A 21766-nucleotide genomic window follows, 5' to 3' on the forward strand; every position below is an offset into this window, starting at 1 on the left:
GCAAGAAAAAGGCGCGGAACCCGCGGGTTCCGCGCCAGCAGTCCGTCGGGAGGATGGGACTAGATCGTCTTTGCCGACATCTGCGCGGCGATGTAGTCGGCCTGGCGGATCGCCAGCGACACGATCGTCAGGGTCGGGTTTTCAGCGGCCCCGGTGGTGAACTGGCTGCCGTCCGACACGAACAGGTTCTTGATGTCGTGCGCCTGGCCGTGCTTGTTGACGACGCCGTCTTCCGCTTTCTCGCTCATCCGGTTGGTGCCGAGATTGTGAGTCGACGGATACGGTGGCGTCGGGAAGGTGCGGGTGGCGCCGACCGCATCGTAAAGTGCCGTAGCCTGTTTGTAGGCGTGGTTACGCATCGCCGTGTCGTTCGGATGGTCGTCGAAATGCACGTCGGCGATCGGCATGCCGTGCGCGTCCTTCTCGTCTGCATGCAGCGTGATGCGGTTCTCCGCGCGCGGCATGTCCTCACCGACGATCCACAGGCCGGCCATGTGGTCGTAGTGATCGAGTGCGGTGGTGAACGAGCGCCCCCAGGCGCCCGGATCGAGGAATGCGGCCATGAACGGCAGGCCGAGCGACAGCGTCTCGAACTCGTAGCCGCCCACGAACCCACGCGACGGATCATGCCGCGCCTCGTCGCGGATGATGCCGGCCATGGTGGTGCCGCGATACATATGCACCGGCCTGTCGAAGATGGCATAGACCGAGCCGGTGGTGTGGCGCATGTAGTTCTTGCCGACCTGGCCCGACGAGTTGGCAAGCCCATCGGGGAATTTTCCCGACGCCGAATTGAGCAGCAGCCTTGGGCTCTCGATCGAGTTGCCGGCAACCGCGACGATGCGCGCCTTCTGCTCCTGCAGCTTGCCGTCCTTGTCGGCGTAGACGACGCCGGTCACCTTTCCGCTGGCGTCGTGGTTGATCTTGATCGCCATGGCATTCGGCCTGACTTCGAGATGGCCTGTCGCCTCGCCCTTGGGGATCTCGGTGTAGAGCGTCGACCATTTGGCGCCCCATTTGCAGCCCTGGAAGCAGAAGCCGGTTTGCTGGCAGGAATTACGATCGTCGCGATCGACCGAGTTGATGGCCATGTTGCCGGTGTGGCATTCCTTGTAGCCGAGCTTGTCGGCGCCGGCCTTCAACACCTTGAAATTGTTGTTGCCCGGCAGCCGCGGCCAGTCATTGGTGCCGGTGACGCCCATCTTGGCCTCGGCCTTGGCGTAGTAGGGCTCCATCTCGGCCAGCGTGATCGGCCAATCGAGCAGGTTGGCGCCTTCCAGTTTGCCATAGGTCGAGAGCGTCTTGAACTCGTGCTCCTGGAAGCGCAGCGAGGCTCCCGCCCAATGCGTGGTCGAACCGCCGACCGACTTGACGATCCAGGCCGGCAGGTTCGGAAAATCCTTTGCCACGCGCCAGTCGCCGGACGTGGTGCGCTTGTCGGTCCAGGCGAGCTGGGCGAACGAACCCCACTCGTCATTGACGAAATCCTCGTATTCGTGGCGCGCGCCGGCTTCCAGGATGACGACGTCGACACCCTTCTGGGCAAGTTCGTTGCCGAGCGTGCCGCCGCCGGCGCCCGAACCGATGATGACGACCACGCCGTCGTTGTTCAGATCAAATGAAGCTGCCATGGTTTCCTCCCATGATTTCTGTTTGCGGGTTCAGGAACGACGGGGCTCAGAGCCACTCGATGTCGTCGAAACCGCGCGCGATGTAGCCGCCCTTGGAATAGGACTCGCCCTCGTAGCCGAAGATCGGCCACACCTCTTTCTGGTTGTAGAGGCCGACCACAAGGCCGCCTCTGATGGCCTGGAAAAACGGCGTCGCCTCGATCTGCTTCAGCACGCCGACGCGCTGGTCCTCCCAGCCGAGGCCGCGATAGCCGCCGCCACCGGATTTCTTGTCGAGGTCGGCGACGCCATCCTCGAGCATCGCCTTGTAGGCGGCGTCCTTGCCGGCCTGCTCGTCATGACCTTTCACGGCAATGGCGTAGTATTTGTCCGGCACCTGATCGTGCGGATAGATGTCGCGCGCCATCTGGATCAGCGTCGCCATGGTTTCGGGCTTGAGTGCCGATGTCTCGAGCCCCCAGGCATGTTCAGGACTGATGACGGCGCTACCGGAGATGACGAGCAGCGCGCCGATGCCGCCGCGTTTGAGAAGCTCGCGACGTGAAAGCCCGGGCTTCGCGTCATAGATCGTGACCATTTTATTCCTCCCTGCTTGCTATGTGCACTGTTGAGAGTGCGTTTGCTGGCGCCGCACCTGCCGGCGCGACTGCTATGTCTCCTATTGGAAGCGACCTCCGCGCTGCAGAACCTCGATCTTGTAGCCGTCGGGGTCCTCGATGAAGAAAAAGCGGGCGATCAGCGATCCGTCGCGGTTGAACTCGACGATCTTCTTCGGATTCAGGCCAAGCGCACCGAGACGGTCATGTTCGCTGTCGAGGTCGGCGACGGAGACAGCGAAGTGACCGTAGCCGTCGCCGAGCCCGTAAGCTTCCTGCCGATCCTTGTTCACGGTCAGTTCGAGCTCGAACCCTGCCTCGGCATTGCTGAGGTAAAGGAGCGTGAACGTCTCGAAATCCAGCCTGTCGGCGACATTGAGCCCGAAGGCGTTTCTGTAGAAATCGACCGATCGGGTCTCGTCGAGAACCCGGATCATACTGTGGATCGCCTTGGCCAAATTAGTCTCCGCGCTGGTGTGGAGGCGATTATGCGCGGCGCGGATAAAAGGTGGTGGCAGCCGGTTACCACGCCCGCAGCCGCGAACGGGACGAAAGTCCGATTGCCGGACCGGCAATTTTGCCCGAGAATACGTGTGGGGACAGGTCAAGCAGTATCAAACTGGACGCCCGTCCACCCAAGACCAACAATCATGGGAGGTTTGTCGGATGTGCAGGGTGTTTGCGGGCCAGGACCCCGAAGGCTATCGCCAGATCAACCGCTCGATTCGCATCGACGGTCACTCGACCAGCATCCAGCTCGAAGCGACGTTCTGGGCGTTGCTTGACGAGATCGCCGAAAACCAGAACCTGACGACGCCGAAATTCATCTCCAAGCTCTATGACGAAGCCATAGAGATCAACGGCGCCATCCCGAACTTTGCGTCGATGCTGCGCACCACCTGCGCGCTCTATCTGCGCGGCCATCGGCCGGGGATGGATGAGCAGATGGTGCCGAAACGGGAGGCTGCTTAGCGCATTGCGCTCAGCTGAGTTCTTGCGCGAGCCCTATGAGAAGCCCTCCGGGCCCTCGAATGTAGCAGAGCCGATACACGTCTCTATACTGGACAACTTCGCCTTCGAGCCGCGCACCGCGATTGCGGAGCATTTCAAGCGTCCCGTCAATGTCGTCCACGGCGAACATGACGCGGAGGTAGCCGAGGGCGTTAACCGGGGCGTTGCGGTGATCCGAGACGACAGGCGGCGTGAGGAAGCGGGACAGTTCGAGCCGGCTGTGGCCGTCCGGCGTCCGCATCATGGCAATCTCGACGCGTTGATCGCCCAGTCCAGTGACACGTCCGGCCCATTCTCCTTCGATCGTGGCCCGCCCTTCGAGCTCAAGGCCGAGCTCGCCAAAGAAACCAATCGTCTCTTCGAGGTCATCGACGACGATTCCTATGTTGTCCATCCGTTTGAGCGCCATGTGTTCAGTCTACAAGGCGTCGTCCAGGTCGTAAACTCATTAGGCTGCTTGCCAGCTGAGCAGGTATGATCAAGGGGTCCGGAACGCCTCGTGATACGTCGCGGTGGCGCCCTGGTGTCGACCACTACCTCGAACGCCAGCCGGTCTGTGGCTGTCCCTGATTCATGCCTGATGGCACGATGCTGTTTCTATCGGTCCAGTATCCGACCGCGTATGCCAGGACGCTCTGCAAAAGGCGACGCTGCAGCCCAAGTTCCGGGCGAAAACCGGCTTCCAACAGCACAAGCAGACCTGGTCGACAGTAGACCAAACCCTCGCTAACGATTTTGTGATGTGGTTGACGAGGTCATTTTCATCTCGCAGTCTATCGGCATTCGATCTGCGGCTTAACCTAACTATCTTTGTCATGAATACTTGGGAATCACTTCCCAAGCGTGCTCTCTTATTTTTGAGATTCCTAATATGAACCGTCGCAACCCTGTCCGAATGAATCGGCGTCTTTTCCTGTCCTCGGTCGCAATGTTTACGGCAACCGCGACATCGGCCGGTTTTGCGCGATCGTTCTCGGGCACTTTGCCCTGGACGCCAATGGCATCCGATCCACCGACGCAGGTCGTGGCAGGCGGCTGGCACTTTTTCTCGGCCCAGGAAGCAGCCCTAGTCGAGGCGATCGTCGACCGCATCATTCCGGCCGACGAGCTCAGCATGGGCGGCAAGGAAGCCGGTTGCGCCGTCTATATCGACAGGCAGTTGATGGGGGCGTTCGGTGCGTCGAGCCGGCTTTACACGCAAGGCCCGTTTCTGCCTGGACTGCCCACCCAGGGCTATCAGGGCGAGGCCAATCCGGCGCAGCGTTACCGCACCGGGCTTGCCGCCATCGACGCTTTCCTGAAACAGCGGGACGGCAAGACATTCGTCGAGCTCGCACCGGCCGAACAGGATGCCTTCCTGACGGCTATGGAGGCCGGGAAGGTCGACCTGCCCAATGGCGTCAAGGGGCCGGGTTTCTTCGGGCTTCTGCTGCAGAACACCATGGAGGGGTTCTTTGCCGACCCCGTCTATGGCGGCAACAAGGACATGGTCTCGTGGCGCATGCTTGGTTTTCCAGGCGCCCGCTACGACTACCGCGACCATGTCAGCAAACACAATCAGCCATATCCGCAGCCGCCTGTCTCGATCATCGGGCGCCCCGAATGGCTCGGCAAAGGCGCCTGATCATGACCAAGATACTGCCTCGCAAAGACGTCGTGATCGTCGGCCTCGGCTGGACGGGATCCATTCTGGCCCACGAATTGACCGATCAGGGCCTGGACGTGGTGGCTATAGAACGCGGCCCCTGGCGCGATACGGCAACCGATTTCAACATCGGCTACGCGCAGGATGAGTTGCGCTACAGCATCCGGCGCGACCTCTTCCTGCAGCCCGCCGTGGAAACCATGACGGTGCGCAACGACCCGTCGCAGAAGGCGCTGCCGATGCGCGATTTCGGCTCCTTCCTCCCCGGCAACGGCGTCGGCGGCGCCGGCGTCCACTGGAACGGCCACACCTGGCGGTTCTGGGATTCAGACTTTCAGATAAAGACCAATCTGACGAAGAAATATGGTGCATCGAGAATCGCCGATCTCCAGGTCGAGGACTGGGGCGTGACCGGCGCGGAGATGGAGCCCTATTACGACCAGTTCGAGTATCTGGCAGGCATCTCGGGCAAGGCCGGCAATATCAAGGGGCAGTTGCAGGAAGGCGGCAATCCGTTCGAGGATCCAAGGTCGCGGGATTATCCGAACCCGCCGATGCAGATGACCTACGCGCCAACCCTGTTCGCCGAGGTCGGCCGGTCGATCGGCCTGCATCCCTTCCCGACCCCATCCGCCAACATGTCGCGGGCCTATGTCAACCCGCTCGGCATCGCCATGGGTCAATGCACCTATTGCGGATTCTGCGAACGCTTCGGCTGTGCCAACTATTCGAAGTCGAGCGCCCAGACCACCGTCCTTCCGGTGCTGATGAAGAAGTCCAATTTCGAAGTCCGCACCGACAGCGAGGTACTGCATGTCGATCTGGCTCCCGGAGGCAAGTCGGCGCGCGGCGTGACCTACGTCGATACCTCAGGCGAGGAGTACTTCCAGCCGGCCGATCTGGTGCTGCTGTGCGCCTACGGCCTGCACAATGCCCGGCTGATGATGCTGTCCGGCATCGGCAAGATCTACGACCCCGGCAGCGGCGAAGGAACGGTTGGGCGCAATTACTGCTACCAGACAAACGCCGGCGTGCAGGTGTTCTTCGACGACAAGAACTTCAACCCGTTCATCGCCGCAGGCGCGCTCGGCCAGACGATCGACGATTACAATGGTGACGCGTTCGACCACGGCGCGCTGGACTTCGTCGGCGGCGCGGGCATCAACTGCATTCCCACCAACGGGCGCCCGATCGGAACCAGGCCGACCCTGCCCGGCACGCCGAAATGGGGCAGCGCCTGGAAGAAGGCAACGGTCGAGGGCTACAAGAGCACGCTTGGCTACTCGTCCCAGGGAAGCAGCTACGCGACGCGCAACAACTACCTCGACCTCGACCCGACCTACAAGGACCGTTTCGGGCGGCCGCTGATGCGCATGACGTTCGATTTTCCCGACAACGACATCCGCATGTCGAACTATGTCTGCGACCGGATGGAGGAAATTGCCAAGGCGCTCGGCGGAAAGCAGTACGCCGTCAGCCGCCGCAAGAAAGGCTGGGACAGCGTCCCCTACCAGAGCACCCACAATACGGGCGGCGCCATCATGGGAACGGACCCGAAGAAGAGCGCGGTCAACACCTTCCTCCAGAGTTGGGACGTCCCCAACGTCTTTGTCATCGGTGCGTCGGCCTTCCCGCAGAATGCCGGCAAAAATCCGACAGGAACGGTCGGCGCGCTCGCTTTCCGCGCCGCCGATGCCATCCGCAATCAATATCTGCGCAATCCCGGTGCACCCCTGGTGCAGGCATGAACAAGCTCGTTCTCACGCTCGCCATCGGTGCTGCGGCCCTCACTGGCGGCCCGGCATGGAGTGCCGACCAGGCGGACCAGATCATACGTGGACAGTATCAGGCGGTGCTCGGCGACTGTGCAGGCTGTCATACGCGAGCCGAGGGCAAACCGCTGGCCGGCGGTCTGCCGCTCGAAACGCCGTTCGGCGCGCTTGTGCCGCCCAACATAACGCCTGACCGCGAGACGGGCATCGGCAGTTGGTCGGAAGCCGACTTCCGCAGCATGATGAAGTCAGGCATCGGCCACAATGGTGTGCGGCTCTACCCCGCAATGCCCTACCCCGCCTATACCAGGATGAACGATCGGGACATTTCCGACTTGTGGGCCTATCTGACGACGGTTCAACCGGTATCGAACAAGGTCGAAGCCAATCAGCTGCCGTTCCCGTTGAACATCCGGCTGGCGATGCTGGGCTGGAATGCCCTCAACTTCACCGAAGCAAGCTTTCAGCCGGATCCCTCCAAGTCGGCGGAGTGGAATCGCGGCGCTTATATCGTCCAGGGTGCGGGCCATTGCGGCACCTGCCACTCGCCCAAATCTTTCCTTGGCGCCGATAAGGACAGCGAGTTCCTGCAAGGTGCCTCCCTGCAGGGCTGGTTTGCCCCCGACATCACCAACAATGCGCAATCGGGCCTGGGCAAATGGTCGGAAGAGGATCTGGTGAAATACCTCAAGACCGGCGTCAATGCGCATTCGATTGCCTCCGGTCCGATGGCGGAGGCCATCGAGAACTCCACGTCGAAAATGACCGATCCCGATCTCAAGGCGGTTGCAGTCTACCTCAAGAGCCTGGGCTCGGATGTCGACAGCGCCCAACCGGCAAAGCCTGACGCAACACGGATGACCGCGGGCGAGGCAATCTATCGCGACAATTGCTCGGCCTGCCATGGTGGAGATGGTGCCGGGTCAGGCGCGCTTTTCCCTTCCCTTGCCGGCAATTCGATCGTCGCGCAGGGCAGTTCCGAAACACTGGCACGGCTCGTCCTTGCCGGCAGCCAGGCCGTGCACACGGCCGATGCACCGACGACGCCCGCCATGCCTTCCCTGGCCTGGCGCCTGAAAGACCAGGAGGTCGCCGACGTCTTGACCTATGTGCGCGCCAGTTGGGGCAACGCGGCTCCTGCAGTCTCGTCCGGCGATGTCGCTGCCGTACGCAAGGGATTGACCCAGTAGACCCGTACTCTAGCTCTCGGCTGCGACAGCGAGCGCCAGACGGCTCATGTCGGTGAAAAGCGCCTGGCGCTCGGAATAGTCGGTCTGTTCGCCGGTCTCGATGTTGTCCACCACGACACACATCGACAACGCACGTGCTCCGAAATGCTCCGATATGCCATAGAGCGCGCTGGTTTCCATATCCACGGCCAGGGCTCCTTGCGCCCGTGCATCGGCAAAACGGGCACGCCCATCCGGGTGATAGAAGATGTCGCTGCAGACCGTCAGGCCGACATGATGGTCGATGCCAAATTCTACCGCCTTGGCCCGTGACGATGCGAGGAGCGCCGGGTCCGGGCCAGCCGGTCCATAAAGGCCGAAAACCTGGCCGCTCTGGGCGCTTTCCGCCTGTGCCGATTGCGAGATGACAAGGCTGCGCAGCTTTGCCTTTGCGGTCAGGCTGCCGCAGGTGCCGGTACGGATCAGCGTCCGGGCGCCATAATGGTCCAGCAGTTCATGCGCATAGATCAGAAACGATGAAACGCCGATGCCCGTCGCTTGAATGCTGATGGACTTGCCACGAAACAAGCCGGTGAAGCCAAGCGTGCCGCGTCGGCGATTGATGCAGCGCGGCGCTTCCAGGAACGTTTGCGCCATCCATTCGGCGCGTTGCGGGTCGCCCGGCAACAACACCGTGTCGGCATAGTCGTCCTTGTCCGCTTCGTTGTGCGGCGTCACCGGTTGCTCCCCTAAGCCTTCCTGCCGTTCACCCCTCAATCATGGCGTTGTCACGGCGTTGCGCAAGGAGGAACATGGGGAAGGCTTTAGGACTCCAGCACGTCCTTGACGATCGTGGCCAGTTGCTTGAGCGAAAACGGCTTCGGCAGGAAGCCGAAATGCGCATCTGCCGGCAGGTTTCTGGCGAATGCGTCCTCGGCATAGCCGGACACGAAGACGAACTTGATGTCGGGCTGGCGCTTGCGCAATTCGCCGAGCAGCGTCGGCCCGTCCATTTCCGGCATCACCACGTCGGAAACGACGATATCGACCTTGCCGCCCAGCGCCTCGAACACTTCCAGCGCCTCGACGCCCGACGACGCCTCGTGCACGGTGTAGCCGCGCGAGGTCAGCGCCCGCATGCCGCCCATGCGCACGGCATCCTCGTCCTCGACGAGCAGCACCGTGGCCGAGCCCGACAGATCCTTGGCCGGATCGGCGACCTTTGCCGGCGCCGCCGGCGCATCGCCGGGCTCGCCTGCCTTTTTCGCTTCGGCGATGTGACGCGGCAGGAAAATGCGGAAAGTCGAGCCTTTGCCGACTTCGGAATCGCAGAAGATGAAGCCGCCGGTCTGCTTGATGATGCCGTAGACCATCGACAGGCCAAGGCCGGTGCCTTTGCCGACTTCCTTGGTGGTGAAAAAGGGCTCGAATATCTTCTTCAGCACGTCGGGCGCGATGCCGCTGCCGGTGTCCTCGACTTCAACCACGACATAGTCCGCCGGGGCGAGTTCGCGGTAGGAAAAGGCCTTGCACTCCTCGGCGGTCACATTGCGGGTGCGCACGGTCAGATCGCCGCCCGCCGGCATAGCATCGCGCGCGTTGACCGCAAGGTTGACCACCACCTGTTCGAACTGCCCGATATCGACCTTGACCGGCCACAGGTCGCGGCCATGGTCGACCTTCAGCTTGATGTCGTTGCCGACAAGGCGGGCCAGCAGCATCCTGAGATCGGCGAGCACGTCGGTCAGGTTGAGCACTTCCGGCCGCAATGTCTGCTTGCGCGAGAAGGCCAGCAACTGCCGCACCAGCGAAGCCGCCCGGTTGGCATTCTGCTTGATGTTCATGATGTCGGGGAAGGACGGGTCCGACGGGCGGTGATTAGTCAACAAAAGGTCGGACGCCATGATGATGGCGGTCAGCACATTGTTGAAATCATGCGCGATGCCGCCGGCAAGCTGGCCGACTGCCTGCATCTTCTGGCTTTGCGCCATCTGCCCTTCGAGCGCTTTCTGCTCCGTTGTCTCGACGGCGTAGACGATGGCCGACTCCTCGGCGCCCTCGCCGCCGGTGCCGTCGGCGACGGCGTTGACGTAGAAGCGGATGTGCCGTTCGTCGTTGCCGGGCAGAAGCGTGTCGATCGGCTCGATGTCGGCCTGCCGCTGCTGCGCTTTCTCGAAGGCAGCCGCGAAGGCCGGCCGGTCGCGTTCGTGGATTACCGTGTCGAGCCGCACGCGACGGTCGACGGCGTCGCGATCGACGACAGACGAAAACAACGACAAAAACGGCGCATTGGTGCGCAGGATGCGTCCGTTGTGGTCGACGCCGGCGATTGCCATCGGTGTCGAGTTGAAGAAGCGGGTGAAGCGCACTTCCGAAGCCCGCAAATCGGCAGAGGCATCCTCGCCTTGCGTGCGGTTGAGCACGATCGTGCGTGTCGGCCCATTCAATCCTTCGCGGCTGGCCGAAACGCGGTGCATGAAGCGCACCGGCAGCGCTTCGCCCGTCATGGTCGTCAAATCGAGATCGATCACCGCGTTGCGTGTGGTGCCAGGGTCGGCCTTGACCGAGCGGACCAGCGCCATGCCGTCGCCGGCCACGATCTCCGACAGAGACACGGCGCCGGGCGTGAAGCTGGTGAGGTCGATGCCCAGCCATTCGGCGAGCGTGGCGTTTATGTAGGTGACGCGGCCCTCCTGGTCGGCCGAAAAGAAGCCGGCCGGCGCGTGGTCGAGGTGATCGATCGCCTTCTGCAGATCGAGGAAGAAGCGCTCCTGCTCGGCCCGCTCCTGCGAGATATCGGCAAGCTGCCAGGCCAGCATCGGCAGCCGCTGGCCCGGAACGCTGAAGGCGCGGGCGCGCGCGCGGTACCAGCGGGCGCCCGGCTCGGCACCGGGCCGAATGGACTGTGCGAGCCTAAACTCGCCGTCGCCCGGCTGGCCGTCGCGAAGGCCGGACGCCAGGCGATAGATCGTCACCGAGGCTTCGGGGACATCCGAGAGCAATCCCTCGACGGTCTTCAGATCGGCAGCGGACGATGCTCCGGTCATATCCGCATAGGCGCGGTTGGCGTAGACGACGCGGCCCTTGGTGTCGGTGACGAGAAGCCCCTGCGACATCGAATCGACGAAGGATTTCGACAGTTCGTCGCCTGTCGAGCGTGGCGTGACCTGCACGAAGCCGATCGCCGTCGCGAACAGGAAGCCGACGCCGATCATCGCCAGCACGCCGAGCATGCCGAGCAGGAAAGGATCGCCGAGGCGCTCGCGGAAAAGACCGAAGACGATCGCGGCCCCCGTCAGAACGACGATGAAAATGATAAGCCGGGTAACCGCGCCCGGTCGCGTATTCTGGTCGACGATCGGTACCGGATAGAAATCGCCGCGCGCTTCCTTGGCCATGTGCCCCCTGCTCGTGAATTCCGGTGTTCCGACACCCGCCCCGTACCGGGTTGAATCACATTCTCCTAGTCCGGAAAAGGCCTGGGCGGCAAATGTCGGATAAAAATGATGTCTTCCGGCCTTCGGAGTTTTTCAAGCTGTTCAACAGCGTGAAACGCAACTTGCGGTGGCCCGCTTCAACGGTCTAGTGTCTTATCACTTCCAAGGGGCGATCAGGGGAAACCAATGCAATGGCTCGATAGCGTGGCAGGTCCCGGTTATGCCGCAGCATTGTTGTGGACGTTTGCAGCGCTCGTCCTGCTGGTCATCGTTCTCGTCATCGTCAAGCTGGTGCGCAACCTGACATTCGGAACCTTCGTCGCCGGCGGCCGGAACCGCAAGACGCGACTGGCCGTCATGGATGCCACCGCCGTCGACAGCCATCGCAGATTGGTGCTGATACGCCGCGACGACATCGAACATCTGCTTCTGATCGGCGGTCCGACCGACGTCGTCGTCGAGCGCGATATCCGGCTTTCGGCGCCGCGCCGGCCGGCATTGACTGGAGATGGCGGCTTGCAGCCGGTTCCGGCCGCCGCTCCGACAAGGCCGCGTCCGCCGCAACCCGCTCCGCCGCCGCTGAGACAGGCACCCGCTCCACAGCCGGTGAATACGACGCCGCCCGCCCGCCCCCGTCCGACAGCGCCGCCGGCACCTGCACCGAAGCCGGCAACGCAAAGCTACCAGCCGACCAATGTCACGCCGTTGCCCGCCTACGGCTCCGCCAACGCCAACACCGCCCGGCACGCCCCGCCACCACCGCAGCCGGTGCAGGACAGCATCGACGACACGCTGATGAGAGAACTTGAAGTATCACTGGACCAGCCCCGTTCGGGCGGCCAGGTGGGCAAGCCGGCGGCGCCGCAGTCGCTCGACGACGAGATGACCAAGCTTCTCGGTGAACTCTCCAGCCAGAAGAAATGAGCGACCGCCGGGTCGCTATCCCCGCGAAACACCGTCGCCGGTCCGGCTGCCGAACCACCTCGTCCGAAGCCCCGAGGGTTTTCGATCTTCGCGCGCCCTGAGCGGTGGATGCCGCACCAATGAAAATGGCCGGAAAACCGGCCATTTTCAGAATCGAGTTCGTTCGAGACAGCCGGCCGTGAGCTTCAGTCGTCGCGATAGACTTTTTCGCGGCGCTCATGCCGCTCCTGCGCTTCGATCGACAATGTCGCGATCGGACGTGCATCGAGCCGCTTCAGCGCGATCGGCTCGCCGGTTTCTTCGCAATAGCCGTAGGTGCCTTCGTCGATGCGTTGCAGGGCGGAATCGATCTTTGCAATGAGCTTGCGCTGACGGTCGCGGGCCCTGAGTTCGATGGCACGGTCGGTTTCCGAAGAGGCGCGATCGGCCAGATCGGGGTGGTTGGCGTTTTCTTGCTGCAGGATTTCCAGTGTTTCGCGCGCTTCGCGCAATATGTCATTCTTCCAGGTGACGAGCTTTGAGCGGAAGTAGGATTTCTGCCGCTCGTTCATGAACGGCTCGTCTTCGGAGGGTACGTAATCGGCGGTAACGATGTCGTTCATTCGACTCACCCAAACTGCCCCAAATTTGGCGCCTATATATTCGTCGTCCGACGCCTGCACAAGCGCAATCGGCCGCTGTTTCACGCAATTGTTAAAGTACCCGGGCACGCGTCTTTGCAGCCGCGTACGGTCGCTTTGGTACAAACTCCGCCGCGGCACTTTGGATCCGGTGACGCATATTTTCCCTGATCGCGGTGACCCCGGGGCCGATATGCAAGCGCCTTTTGCAGCAGCCAGCGTTGGCTGATTCGCCGTGTTTGAAGAGCACGGGCCATTGTGCGCGACGCCGTTCTCGTGGCTAATCCCGGGAGGCTTCGGCATTCGGAGGTTGGGTGAGCAGGCTTTATCTGTTGCGACATGCCAAGGCAGGCTGGGCATTGCCCGGCATGCGCGATTTCGACCGTCCGCTCGATGCGTCCGGCCGCGCCGATGCCGAAATGATGGGCGCCGCCATGCGCTCCCGCCTCTATGTTCCGGACCGGACGCTGTGCTCCAACGCCAAACGCGCCAAAGAGACGCTGGAAGGCCTGGCCGGCCAGACCGACACCGGCCGGGTCCTGTTCTTCGACGGGCTCTACAGCGCGGACGCGGCCGGTTATCTCAACCTTATCAGGGACAATGGCGGATCGGGCTCGTTGCTGGTCATCGGCCACAACCCGATGATGGAAGACCTTGCCTTGGCAGTTTCGGGCGGCGGCGACGAGGCTGCGCGGGCCACACTGAACCATGGGTTCCCGACCGCGGGCCTGGCGGTCGTCCGCTTCGACGGCGATCTTGCCAGCGCCGCCCAAGGCACCGGCTATCTCGAAGTGTTCCTGACGCCGGCCGATCTCTGAAGCCATTTCAAAGCCTTGTTGCAGCGCCTATATCGGACGGACCGAAGTTCGAGAGAGCATATTTTGGCATCATCGCTGACCACCTTCACCGACGAGGCGAGGATTGCCCTCGACACGCTATCGGGCCGCGCCACCGGGCTTTTTTCCCCATCGCTGCGCCTCGGCGTGACCGGATTGTCCCGCGCCGGCAAAACGGTGTTCATATCGGCCCTTGTCCACAATTTGATCCATGGCGGGCGCCTGCCGCTGTTCGAGGCGCAGAAATCGGGGCGCATCGCGCGCGCCTTCCTCGAGCAGCAGCCCGACGACGCGGTGCCGCGTTTCCAGTACGAGGACCACATCGCAGCCTTGGTCAACGACCGCGTCTGGCCCGATTCTACGCGCGCCATTTCGGAGCTGCGGCTGACCATCGAATATGAATCGGCTTCCGGCTGGAGCCGCATGTTTTCCTCGGGCAGATTGTCCGTCGATATCGTCGACTATCCCGGCGAATGGCTGCTCGATCTGCCGCTGCTCGGCAAATCCTTCGCCGATTTTTCCCACGAAGCCTTTGAAATGGCTGTTCTGCCGGTGCGCGAGGACCTGTCGCAAGCCTGGCGGGCACTATCGGCCGGGATCGACCCGAACGCCGATGCCGACGAGATGACGGCGCGCCGCCTGGCCGAGAGTTTCGCCGCCTATCTGAAGGCCTGCAAGCTCGACGAGCGGGCGCTTTCGACCTTGCCGCCCGGCCGCTTCCTGATGCCGGGCGATCTCGAAGGCTCGCCGGCCCTGACCTTCGCGCCACTGGCCGGGATCGACGACAAGCGCCCGCGCGCAGGCTCGCTGCACGCCATGATGGACAGGCGCTATGAGGCCTACAAGACGCATGTCGTCAAACCCTTCTTCCTCGAACACATCACCCGCCTCGACCGCCAGATCGTGCTGATCGACGCTATGCAGGCGCTGAACGCCGGCCCAGGCGCCATGGCCGACCTGGAACGCGCGGTGACCGAGATCCTCAGCTGTTTTCGCCCCGGCCGGGGCAGCTTCCTCACCGATCTGTTCTCGCGGCGCATCGACCGCATTCTGGTTGCCGCGACCAAGGCCGACCATCTGCATCACGAAAGCCATGACCGGCTGCAGGCGATCGTGCGGCGGCTTGCCGACCGCGCCGTGGCACGGGCGAATTTCACCGGCGCCGATGTCGATGTGGTCGCCATGGCGGCGGTGCGCGCGACGCGCGAAGGCACCGTCAGGCAAGGCCGGGAGACGCTTCCCGTCATCATCGGCACGCCGATAGCCGGTGAGAAGATCAACGGCGAAACCTTCGATGGAAAAACTGAAACAGCCATATTTCCCGGTGACTTACCGGAGAATATTGACGCGGTGTTCGATGTTTCGGGAGCCGATCACAGGCAGGACTCCGCGGACCCCGCAATCCGCTTCGTCCGTTTCCGTCCCCCAAAGCTCGAACGCACGGCCGAAGGCGTCACGCTGTCGCTGCCGCATATCAGGCTCGACCGTGCCTTGCAGTTCCTGATCGGAGATCATCTGGCATGACCGCGCCCCGCAAGCCGGCGGCATTCCGCATCGAACCGGAAGCCCCACCGAGACAAGCGGCCCCTGAGCCGCGCAACATCCAGGCCGACACCCAACGCAAACCCCGCGCGATGAAAACCGATGTCGCGATGGTCATGCCGGCGGAAGTCGATGTCTTCGACGAGCCCGACATCATTGCCGCGGAGCCGCCACCAGCCGTCGCCCCCAGGAAACGCTCGCTGCTCGGCAGCATCTTCTTCGGCGCCTTCGGCGTGCTGGTTTCGCTGGCGGTCGGCCTGTGGACCGACCAGCTCATACGCGACCTCTTTGCGCGCGCTGAGTGGCTGGGCTGGCTGGCGGCCGGCATGGCCGCCATCGCCGTGCTGGCGCTTATGGTGATCCTGATTCGCGAATTCCTGGCGATCGCCCGCCTCGCCGAGGTCGAAAAGCTGCAGAAGCGGGCGCTCGATGCGATCGCCCGCGACGATCCCAAGGCGGCACGATCGGTCGTCGACGAACTGTCGGCCTTTGTCTCGGCCAAACCCGAGACCGCGGCCGGCCGGCGCGCGCTGGCCGAATTGCGCGGCGAAATCATCGACGGCGGCAATCTCGTGCGTCTGGCGGAGGCTGAAATTCTCGGACCACTCGATGCCAGGGCGAAAGTGATGATTCTCGAAGCTGCCAAACGCGTCTCGCTGGTGACGGCGGTCAGTCCACGCGCACTGGTCGATGTTGCCTATGTCGTGTTCGAGGCCGGGCGGCTCATTCGACGCCTGTCGGAACTCTATGGCGGACGGCCGGGAACGCTGGGTTTCTTCCGCCTGGCGCGCAGCGTTCTGGCGCATCTGGCGGTCACCGGTTCGATCGCGGTCGGCGACAGTTTCGTCCAGCAGATCGTTGGCCACGGCCTGGCCGCGCGCCTTTCGGCCAAGCTTGGCGAGGGCGTCGTCAACGGCATGATGACGGCGCGCATCGGCATCGCCGCGATGGAGACGGCTCGACCCCTGCCCTTCAGCGCCTTCAAACGTCCCGGATTGGGCGACTTCCTCTCGGCGCTGACATCGTTCGCAACCAGGAAAGACGGTGCAACGACCCCCTCCGGCAAGTGAGCCGGGCTGGAGTGTCCGGGCATTCGGAATCGTTACCGGACTGCTCTGCGGCGGCCCCGCGGTGACGAAGCATTAACCAATCTTGTTCATGGTCAGACGGGTTCCAAACAGCATCTTTGTTGCCGGGTGTCGTCGATGAAAAGCGTAATTCTATCCAGCGTCCTGTCCCTGGCAACGGTGATTACGACAGTCGTCGGCATTGCCGGAGTGGCCTCTGCGGCGGAGCCGGACAAGCAGTTCTTCCAGTCTGCCGAAGGCAAGTGGATCGGTCCCGGCGAAATCGTCGCCGGCAAGTACAAGGGCACCAAGTTCAACTGCAGCTTCACCGGCTCGACGCCCGACGGCAAGGTCGGCATGTCGCTCGACGGCGGCTGCCGGGTCGGTATGTTCACCCAGCCAATGTCGGCCAAGATCGAGCGCAAGGGCCGCGAGGGCTACAAGGGCAGCTTCATGGGTGGCGCGACCGGTTCCGGCCTCGACATCATCGGCGGCAACGTCGTCGATCCCCGCAAGGTGGTCTTCACCATCAACCGCAACCAGCTGCGCGGCGTCATGCAGGCTCGCATCCCTGACGACAATTCGATGACGGTGACTATCGCCGTGCGCGTCAACGACCAATTGGTGCCGGTGATCGGCATGAGCCTGAAGCGGGTCGACGCGGTCGAAGTCGGTTCCATCGCGCCGAACTGAAATCGCGCCGAACTGAAAAATCCGAAGAAAAAGGCGGCGACCCAACGGTCACCGCCCTCTCACTTGAGCCCATCGAATCAGGCGCTTAGGCCTTGATCTCAAATCAGGGTGTCAGCCCTTGATCGCGGCCGTCACTTCGTCATAGGCCTTGCAGGCGTCGGCCAACGTCGTGGTGCCCTGATACTTGGTTGTCACCGCCTGGACCTTGGCGGTCAGATCAGCCGCCTTGGCCGGGTCCTTGGTGATCGCCTCCTGAAGTGCTGCAGCCATGTCCTGCGCCTTCTTGGTTGCGATCTCCGCCGTGCACTCAGGCGCCTTCGAGCAAGCCGAACCGGCAAGCACCGCCAGGCCGACGGCAACAAACAAAAACTTCTTCATGTCAGTCATCTCCTCAAAAAGGGCGCGACTTGATCGTCGATCACCCTCCAATGGCCGAAGCCGAGCGTCCTTAGCCTTCGATTGCGGCAAGATGCAACGTGTTCCCGGCCTCAACTTGTGTATCGCGCCTGCAACATCGCTGGCGGCAGGATTTGAGGCTACTGTGTCGGCGGCTGCAAAGTTCAGCTGCGAGGCTGCAGCAGCGCCAAGACGGCGGTCGATGCGGCAAGGATAGCAGTCAGAGTCAAGGGCCCAGTCGCGCCATAGGTGTCCACGACATAGCCGCCGACAACCGCGCCGATGGTGATGGCAATTTGGAAAGAGGTGACCATCAGGCTGCCCGCTGCCTCCAGCGCATCAGGCGCCGCGCGCGACATATTGGTCGGCAGCACCACCGGCGCCATGCCAAAGGCGAAACCCCACAGCGTAACGAAACCGAAGGCAACGCCGATATGCGAGCCCCAAAGCACCAAAGTAAGTGCCGCAACCGCCATCAACGCCGCGGTGACTGCGAGGGCCATGTGGATGTTGGTGTCGGCCATGCGGCCGCCGGCAACATTACCGATCACGGCAGCGATGCCAAACCCGAGCAGAGCCAGGGCAATCGGTCCGGTTGTAAGGAGTGTCACCTGTTCGAGGAAGGGACGCACATAGACCGAGCCGGCAAAATGCCCCGTCATCAGCAAAACAATGGCCAGCATGCCGAGTTGGATGCCGCGCCGCCGGGTCAGCCGAAATACATCTGCAAGGCTGTTGCTTGCCGTTGCAGGCAAGGTCGGCAGGCTGAGAAACTGCAGCAGCATGGCAAGCGCGGCCAGCCCCGCCGTCATGGCCATGGCACTGCGCCACCCTATCCAGTCACTGATCAGCGCGCCCATCGACGGTGCGGCAATGGTAGCAAGCGAGACGCCGAGGGTGACGATCGCCATGCCCCGACCTGTCGCATTGGCGCCAACCAGCCTCGCCACGACGGCGACCGAAAGTGCCCAGAAAGCGCTGAGAGCGATGCCCAGCCCGGCCCGGCCCAACAGCAACAGCCAGAAATCGGTCGCCAGCGCCGCCAGGATATTGGAACCGACCGCAAGAGCGCTGAGACCAACCAGCACCGCCTTGCGGTTCAAGCGGCCGATGAGAACATTGCTCAACATGGCCGTCACGGCGCCGACGGAAGCGGTGGCGGTGACGACCTGGCCGGCCGTCCCCTCGCTGATGCCGAGATCGCGTGCCATTGGCGTCAGCAGACCTGCGGGCAGGAATTCGGCCGACACCAGGGCAAAGCTGGTGGCCGCCAATGAAATGACCGCGAACCAGGTGGCTGAACTCCACGCGGCTGGTGCATCGGCATCAAGGCCAATGGCGGCGTCTTCAATCTGTAATGTTGTGTCAGTCACGGAAAGATCTCCAAAGTTTGGAGGTCTTAAATAGGCGAGTCCGCTCGGATGATATGTATCTTAGAATCCGAAATTCATATCCATTCGTCCGGGAATTGTGCGACGCACAACGCCCGGCGAGACATTGGTGATGCGCTTGAACGCGCGCGCGAAGGATGCCTCGGAATCATAGCCCAAACGGGTAGCGACTTCGGCAACCGACAAGCCGTTTTGGCCCAGCAATTCGCGGGCAAGCTGCATACGCAGGCGGGCGAGATAGTGTGCGGCACCCTCTCCCAATACCGCACTGAAACGCTCGGCGAAAATCGAACGCGATTGGCCTGCCACGCCGGCCAGGCTTCCCAGCGTCCAGTTGTGGCCGGGGTCGCGGTGCATGGCCGCCAAAGCGCGGCCTATATGGGGGTCGCGGATGGCTGCGAGCCAACCGGTGGTCGATGCTCCGTTGCAATTGACCCAGCAGCGTATGAGCCGGGCCGTCAGCAAGTCGGCCATACGCGATAGAATCGTGGCGCTGCCCATCTGCGGCTGCGAGGCCTCCACCGTCATGGCCGCCAGCAAAGGACCGACGACCGGGTCATTGCCGGCCACGTCGCAACCCTTGATGACAGGCGGCATCAACGTGATCAATGGGTTGAGCGCATAGGAGTCCAAGGCCATGGAGCCGCAGAAAAGGGTGCTCGTCGCGCCCGTTCCTTGCCGTACCACTTCGCAGACGTTGCCCCCCAACTTGATCACCTGGCAACCTTCGAGCGAGTCCCCTGCAACGTCCGGCGCGCTCGCCAGCCGATGGGCGATGCCTTGCGGCAGCAGCACCAGATCGCCATCGCGCAACTCCTGCCAGCCTTGCGATTCAGTATGAATCCAGCACGGGCCCTGGCCGACAAAGTGAAACCGAAGCAGCTGTTGTTGCGGAAAGTCTATGCTCCATGGGTGCCGGAGCTCGCAGCGGCCATAGTTGACACCACTCAAGCGAAAGTCTTGTAAAACTTCGCTGAGCGCATCCATCGGGATATGTGGCGTCGCAGACGTGCGGGACGAATAGTCAGGCATATACGTGATATAGATGCCGAACGTCCGGCAGGCAAGCGGGGACCGTTGCTCCACCAGGTCAATCACTGCAACGGCACCCTACCCTTTCCGGCAGATTTCTCGCCTTGCCTCCCGCTCCAACTGCATGCAAGGAGTGCTGCAAGACACAGGGACAAGAGGCATGGCGGCGGAAGCATCGGGCAGTGATCTGGTTCAGGTGGTGGCGCTGCTTGCTGCCGGTGTCGTCGCCGTTCCGATCTTCAAGCGCATGGGCCTCGGCTCGATCCTCGGCTATCTGGCTGCCGGCGTGGTGATCGGCCCGTTCGGCCTCGGCGTCTTTTCCGAATCGGAAGCCATTCTTCATGTCGCCGAACTCGGCGTGGTGATGTTCCTGTTCATCATCGGGCTGGAAATGCAGCCATCGCGGCTCTGGGGCCTGCGCCGCGAGATCTTTGGCCTCGGTGCGTTGCAGGTCGGCGTCTGCGCGCTTCTTCTGACCGGGGTCGGCATGGCTGGAGGGTTTCCAATCGCGCAATCCTTCGTCGCCGGCGCCGGCTTCGTGCTGACCTCGACAGCGATCGTCATGCAGCTTCTCGAGGAACGCGGCGAAATCGCCGCGCCGAAAGGCCAGCGCATCGTATCGGTCCTGCTGCTCGAGGATCTTGCCATCGTGCCGCTGCTGGCCCTGATCGCGTTTCTGGCGCCCGGCGGTGCCGACACCAGCCTATCGGAGCGGCTGACCGAGGTCGGCATCGGCCTCGCCGCGATCGTCGGCCTGGTTGTGGCCGGCCGTTATCTGCTCAATCCGTTCTTCCGCATCCTGGCGGATGCCCGTGCCCGCGAGGTGATGACGGCGGCGGCACTTCTGGTCGTTCTCGGATCCGCGCTCGCCATGCAGCTCAGCGGCCTGTCGATGGCGATGGGCGCCTTCCTGGCCGGTGTGCTTTTGTCCGAATCGACCTTCCGCCATCAGCTCGAAGCCGATATCGAACCGTTTCGCGGCATCCTGCTCGGTCTGTTCTTTCTCGCGGTGGGCATGTCGCTCGACCTGCATGTGGTCGCGGCGAACTGGCGGCTGATTGCCATCTATGTCGTCGCCTACATGGTGATGAAGGCATTCGGCATCTACATCGTCGCCCGCATCCTGAAAACCAGCCACCGCGAGGCGCTTGAGCGCGCGGTCTTCATGGCGCAAGGCGGTGAGTTCGCCTTTGTCCTTTATTCGGCGGCCGCGGCGGTCGGCATCATCGACGGCAACGCCAATGCGACGCTGACGGCGATCGTCATCATCTCCATGGTGCTGACGCCGCTGGCCATCATCGCCTTGCGCTATCTGACGCCGCGCGACGAGCAGTCGCTCGACGGCGTCGACGTCGCCGATGGCCTGACCGGCAGCGTGCTGATCATCGGCTTCGGCCGCTTCGGCCAGATCGCCAGCCAGCCGCTGCTGCTGCGCGGCATCGACGTCTCGATCATCGACAATGACGTCGAAATGATCCAGGCGGCGGCCGATTTCGGCTTCAAGGTCTACTATGGCGACGGCACGCGGCTGGACATCCTGCATGCCGCCGGTGCCGGCCGGGCGCGCGCCGTGCTGATCTGCGTCGACAAGGCCGATGTGGCTGTTCGCATCGCCCAGCTGATCAAAGCCGAATTCCCACTGCTCACCGTGCTGGCCCGCGCATTCGACCGTGGAACGGCGCTGCAGCTCATACGTGCCGGCGTCGACTACCAACTTCGCGAAACCTTCGAATCCGCACTTGTTTTCGGCGGCTCGGCCCTGGAATCTCTGGGCGTCGATCCCGAAGACGTGGCTGAAACGATCGAAGATGTCAGGCGCCGCGACACCGACCGCTTCGAAACCCAGCTCGCCGAAGGCATTCGCGCCGGACAGCGCTTCCTGAGAGGCAATATCGGCACGCCGATTCCGACACCGCTCTCGACGCCGCGCCGGCCTGGTCAGGCACTCAACGAAGAGACCGCGGGTGTGCTGCACAAGTCCGAACCCGCCGATTGAGCAAGGAA

Annotated in this window: 20 protein-coding genes; 10 read left to right on the forward strand and 10 right to left on the reverse strand. The window is 62.8% G+C overall.

What is annotated here, in order from left to right; translation table 11 throughout:
* Positions 1 to 59: 59 nt before the first annotated feature.
* The 3 genes from LB559_RS00725 to LB559_RS00735 all read right to left on the reverse strand — a co-directional run bounded on the left by LB559_RS00725 (position 60) and on the right by LB559_RS00735 (position 2685).
* Positions 60 to 1631: a GMC family oxidoreductase gene (locus tag LB559_RS00725; RefSeq protein WP_013531851.1), complete on the reverse strand. Its 1572-nt coding sequence runs from the start codon at positions 1629 to 1631 to the stop codon at positions 60 to 62.
* Positions 1632 to 1677: 46 nt separating this feature from the next.
* Positions 1678 to 2208, reverse strand: a complete 531-nt coding sequence (locus LB559_RS00730; protein WP_224619292.1) for a gluconate 2-dehydrogenase subunit 3 family protein — start codon at positions 2206 to 2208, stop codon at positions 1678 to 1680.
* An 81-nt stretch (positions 2209 to 2289) separates the two neighbouring features.
* Positions 2290 to 2685 (reverse strand): VOC family protein, encoded by a 396-nt coding sequence (locus tag LB559_RS00735; protein ID WP_027161507.1) that lies wholly within the window; start codon positions 2683 to 2685, stop codon positions 2290 to 2292.
* 208 nt (positions 2686 to 2893) lie between these two features.
* Between LB559_RS00735 and LB559_RS00740 the strand changes: the two genes are divergently transcribed.
* Positions 2894 to 3199 carry a ribbon-helix-helix domain-containing protein gene (locus LB559_RS00740; protein ID WP_013531854.1) on the forward strand — a complete coding sequence of 102 codons (306 nt, stop codon included), beginning with the start codon at positions 2894 to 2896 and terminating at the stop codon, positions 3197 to 3199.
* 10 nt (positions 3200 to 3209) lie between these two features.
* Here the strand turns inward: LB559_RS00740 and LB559_RS00745 are convergent, their stop codons facing one another.
* Positions 3210 to 3647: a VOC family protein gene (locus LB559_RS00745; protein WP_224672861.1), complete on the reverse strand. Its 438-nt coding sequence runs from the start codon at positions 3645 to 3647 to the stop codon at positions 3210 to 3212.
* A gap of 588 nt (positions 3648 to 4235) precedes the next feature.
* On the opposite strand from LB559_RS00745, the gene LB559_RS00750 reads away from it, so the two are divergent.
* From LB559_RS00750 to LB559_RS00760, 3 genes are read left to right on the forward strand one after another with little or no spacing between them, the layout of a single operon-like run.
* A complete protein-coding gene (locus LB559_RS00750; protein WP_224619294.1) occupies positions 4236 to 4862 on the forward strand; it encodes a gluconate 2-dehydrogenase subunit 3 family protein in 627 nt (208 codons plus the stop codon).
* Between the two features lie 2 nt (positions 4863 to 4864).
* Complete coding sequence (locus LB559_RS00755) at positions 4865 to 6631, forward strand: GMC family oxidoreductase (RefSeq protein ID WP_024503527.1); 1767 nt, start codon at positions 4865 to 4867, stop codon at positions 6629 to 6631.
* Entirely contained in the window at positions 6628 to 7845 is a 1218-nt protein-coding gene (locus LB559_RS00760; RefSeq protein ID WP_127367115.1) for a c-type cytochrome, read from the forward strand. The genes LB559_RS00755 and LB559_RS00760 overlap by 4 nt, the downstream gene beginning before the upstream one ends.
* Before the next feature lie 9 nt (positions 7846 to 7854).
* Here the strand turns inward: LB559_RS00760 and LB559_RS00765 are convergent, their stop codons facing one another.
* Both LB559_RS00765 and cckA read right to left on the reverse strand, forming a co-directional pair.
* Entirely contained in the window at positions 7855 to 8562 is a 708-nt protein-coding gene (locus tag LB559_RS00765) for a DeoD-type purine-nucleoside phosphorylase (protein WP_013531859.1), read from the reverse strand.
* Positions 8563 to 8648: 86 nt separating this feature from the next.
* Complete coding sequence (gene cckA, locus LB559_RS00770) at positions 8649 to 11222, reverse strand: cell cycle histidine kinase CckA (RefSeq protein WP_024503530.1); 2574 nt, start codon at positions 11220 to 11222, stop codon at positions 8649 to 8651.
* Between the two features lie 225 nt (positions 11223 to 11447).
* On the opposite strand from cckA, the gene LB559_RS00775 reads away from it, so the two are divergent.
* Positions 11448 to 12185 carry a flagellar biosynthetic protein FliO gene (locus tag LB559_RS00775; RefSeq protein WP_024503531.1) on the forward strand — a complete coding sequence of 246 codons (738 nt, stop codon included), beginning with the start codon at positions 11448 to 11450 and terminating at the stop codon, positions 12183 to 12185.
* A 185-nt stretch (positions 12186 to 12370) separates the two neighbouring features.
* On the opposite strand, the gene dksA is transcribed toward LB559_RS00775, so the two are convergent.
* A complete protein-coding gene (dksA, locus tag LB559_RS00780) occupies positions 12371 to 12787 on the reverse strand; it encodes an RNA polymerase-binding protein DksA (protein WP_013531862.1) in 417 nt (138 codons plus the stop codon).
* 332 nt (positions 12788 to 13119) lie between these two features.
* Here dksA and LB559_RS00785 point away from each other — a divergent pair, with 332 nt between their 5' ends.
* The 4 genes from LB559_RS00785 to LB559_RS00800 all read left to right on the forward strand — a co-directional run bounded on the left by LB559_RS00785 (position 13120) and on the right by LB559_RS00800 (position 16943).
* Positions 13120 to 13623 carry a SixA phosphatase family protein gene (locus tag LB559_RS00785; protein WP_224672862.1) on the forward strand — a complete coding sequence of 168 codons (504 nt, stop codon included), beginning with the start codon at positions 13120 to 13122 and terminating at the stop codon, positions 13621 to 13623.
* 63 nt (positions 13624 to 13686) lie between these two features.
* The gene (locus LB559_RS00790) at positions 13687 to 15165 is read left to right on the forward strand and encodes a YcjX family protein (protein ID WP_224672863.1); all 1479 of its coding nucleotides are present in this window, start codon (positions 13687 to 13689) and stop codon (positions 15163 to 15165) included.
* Positions 15162 to 16253 carry a YcjF family protein gene (locus tag LB559_RS00795; RefSeq protein WP_224672864.1) on the forward strand — a complete coding sequence of 364 codons (1092 nt, stop codon included), beginning with the start codon at positions 15162 to 15164 and terminating at the stop codon, positions 16251 to 16253. The genes LB559_RS00790 and LB559_RS00795 overlap by 4 nt, the downstream gene beginning before the upstream one ends.
* A gap of 135 nt (positions 16254 to 16388) precedes the next feature.
* Positions 16389 to 16943 carry a hypothetical protein gene (locus LB559_RS00800; protein WP_024503535.1) on the forward strand — a complete coding sequence of 185 codons (555 nt, stop codon included), beginning with the start codon at positions 16389 to 16391 and terminating at the stop codon, positions 16941 to 16943.
* 111 nt (positions 16944 to 17054) lie between these two features.
* Here LB559_RS00800 and LB559_RS00805 read toward each other — a convergent pair whose 3' ends face one another.
* The 3 genes from LB559_RS00805 to LB559_RS00815 all read right to left on the reverse strand — a co-directional run bounded on the left by LB559_RS00805 (position 17055) and on the right by LB559_RS00815 (position 19762).
* A complete protein-coding gene (locus LB559_RS00805) occupies positions 17055 to 17321 on the reverse strand; it encodes a hypothetical protein (RefSeq protein ID WP_024503536.1) in 267 nt (88 codons plus the stop codon).
* A gap of 182 nt (positions 17322 to 17503) precedes the next feature.
* Positions 17504 to 18712: an MFS transporter gene (locus LB559_RS00810; protein WP_224672865.1), complete on the reverse strand. Its 1209-nt coding sequence runs from the start codon at positions 18710 to 18712 to the stop codon at positions 17504 to 17506.
* A gap of 60 nt (positions 18713 to 18772) precedes the next feature.
* Complete coding sequence (locus LB559_RS00815; protein WP_224673096.1) at positions 18773 to 19762, reverse strand: AraC family transcriptional regulator; 990 nt, start codon at positions 19760 to 19762, stop codon at positions 18773 to 18775.
* 160 nt (positions 19763 to 19922) lie between these two features.
* Here LB559_RS00815 and LB559_RS00820 point away from each other — a divergent pair, with 160 nt between their 5' ends.
* Positions 19923 to 21758 carry a monovalent cation:proton antiporter-2 (CPA2) family protein gene (locus tag LB559_RS00820; RefSeq protein WP_013531870.1) on the forward strand — a complete coding sequence of 612 codons (1836 nt, stop codon included), beginning with the start codon at positions 19923 to 19925 and terminating at the stop codon, positions 21756 to 21758.
* Positions 21759 to 21766: the final 8 nt, after the last annotated feature.

The sequence above is a fragment of the Mesorhizobium sp. BR1-1-3 genome (assembly GCF_020165455.1).
Lineage (GTDB): Bacteria > Pseudomonadota > Alphaproteobacteria > Rhizobiales > Rhizobiaceae > Mesorhizobium > Mesorhizobium ciceri.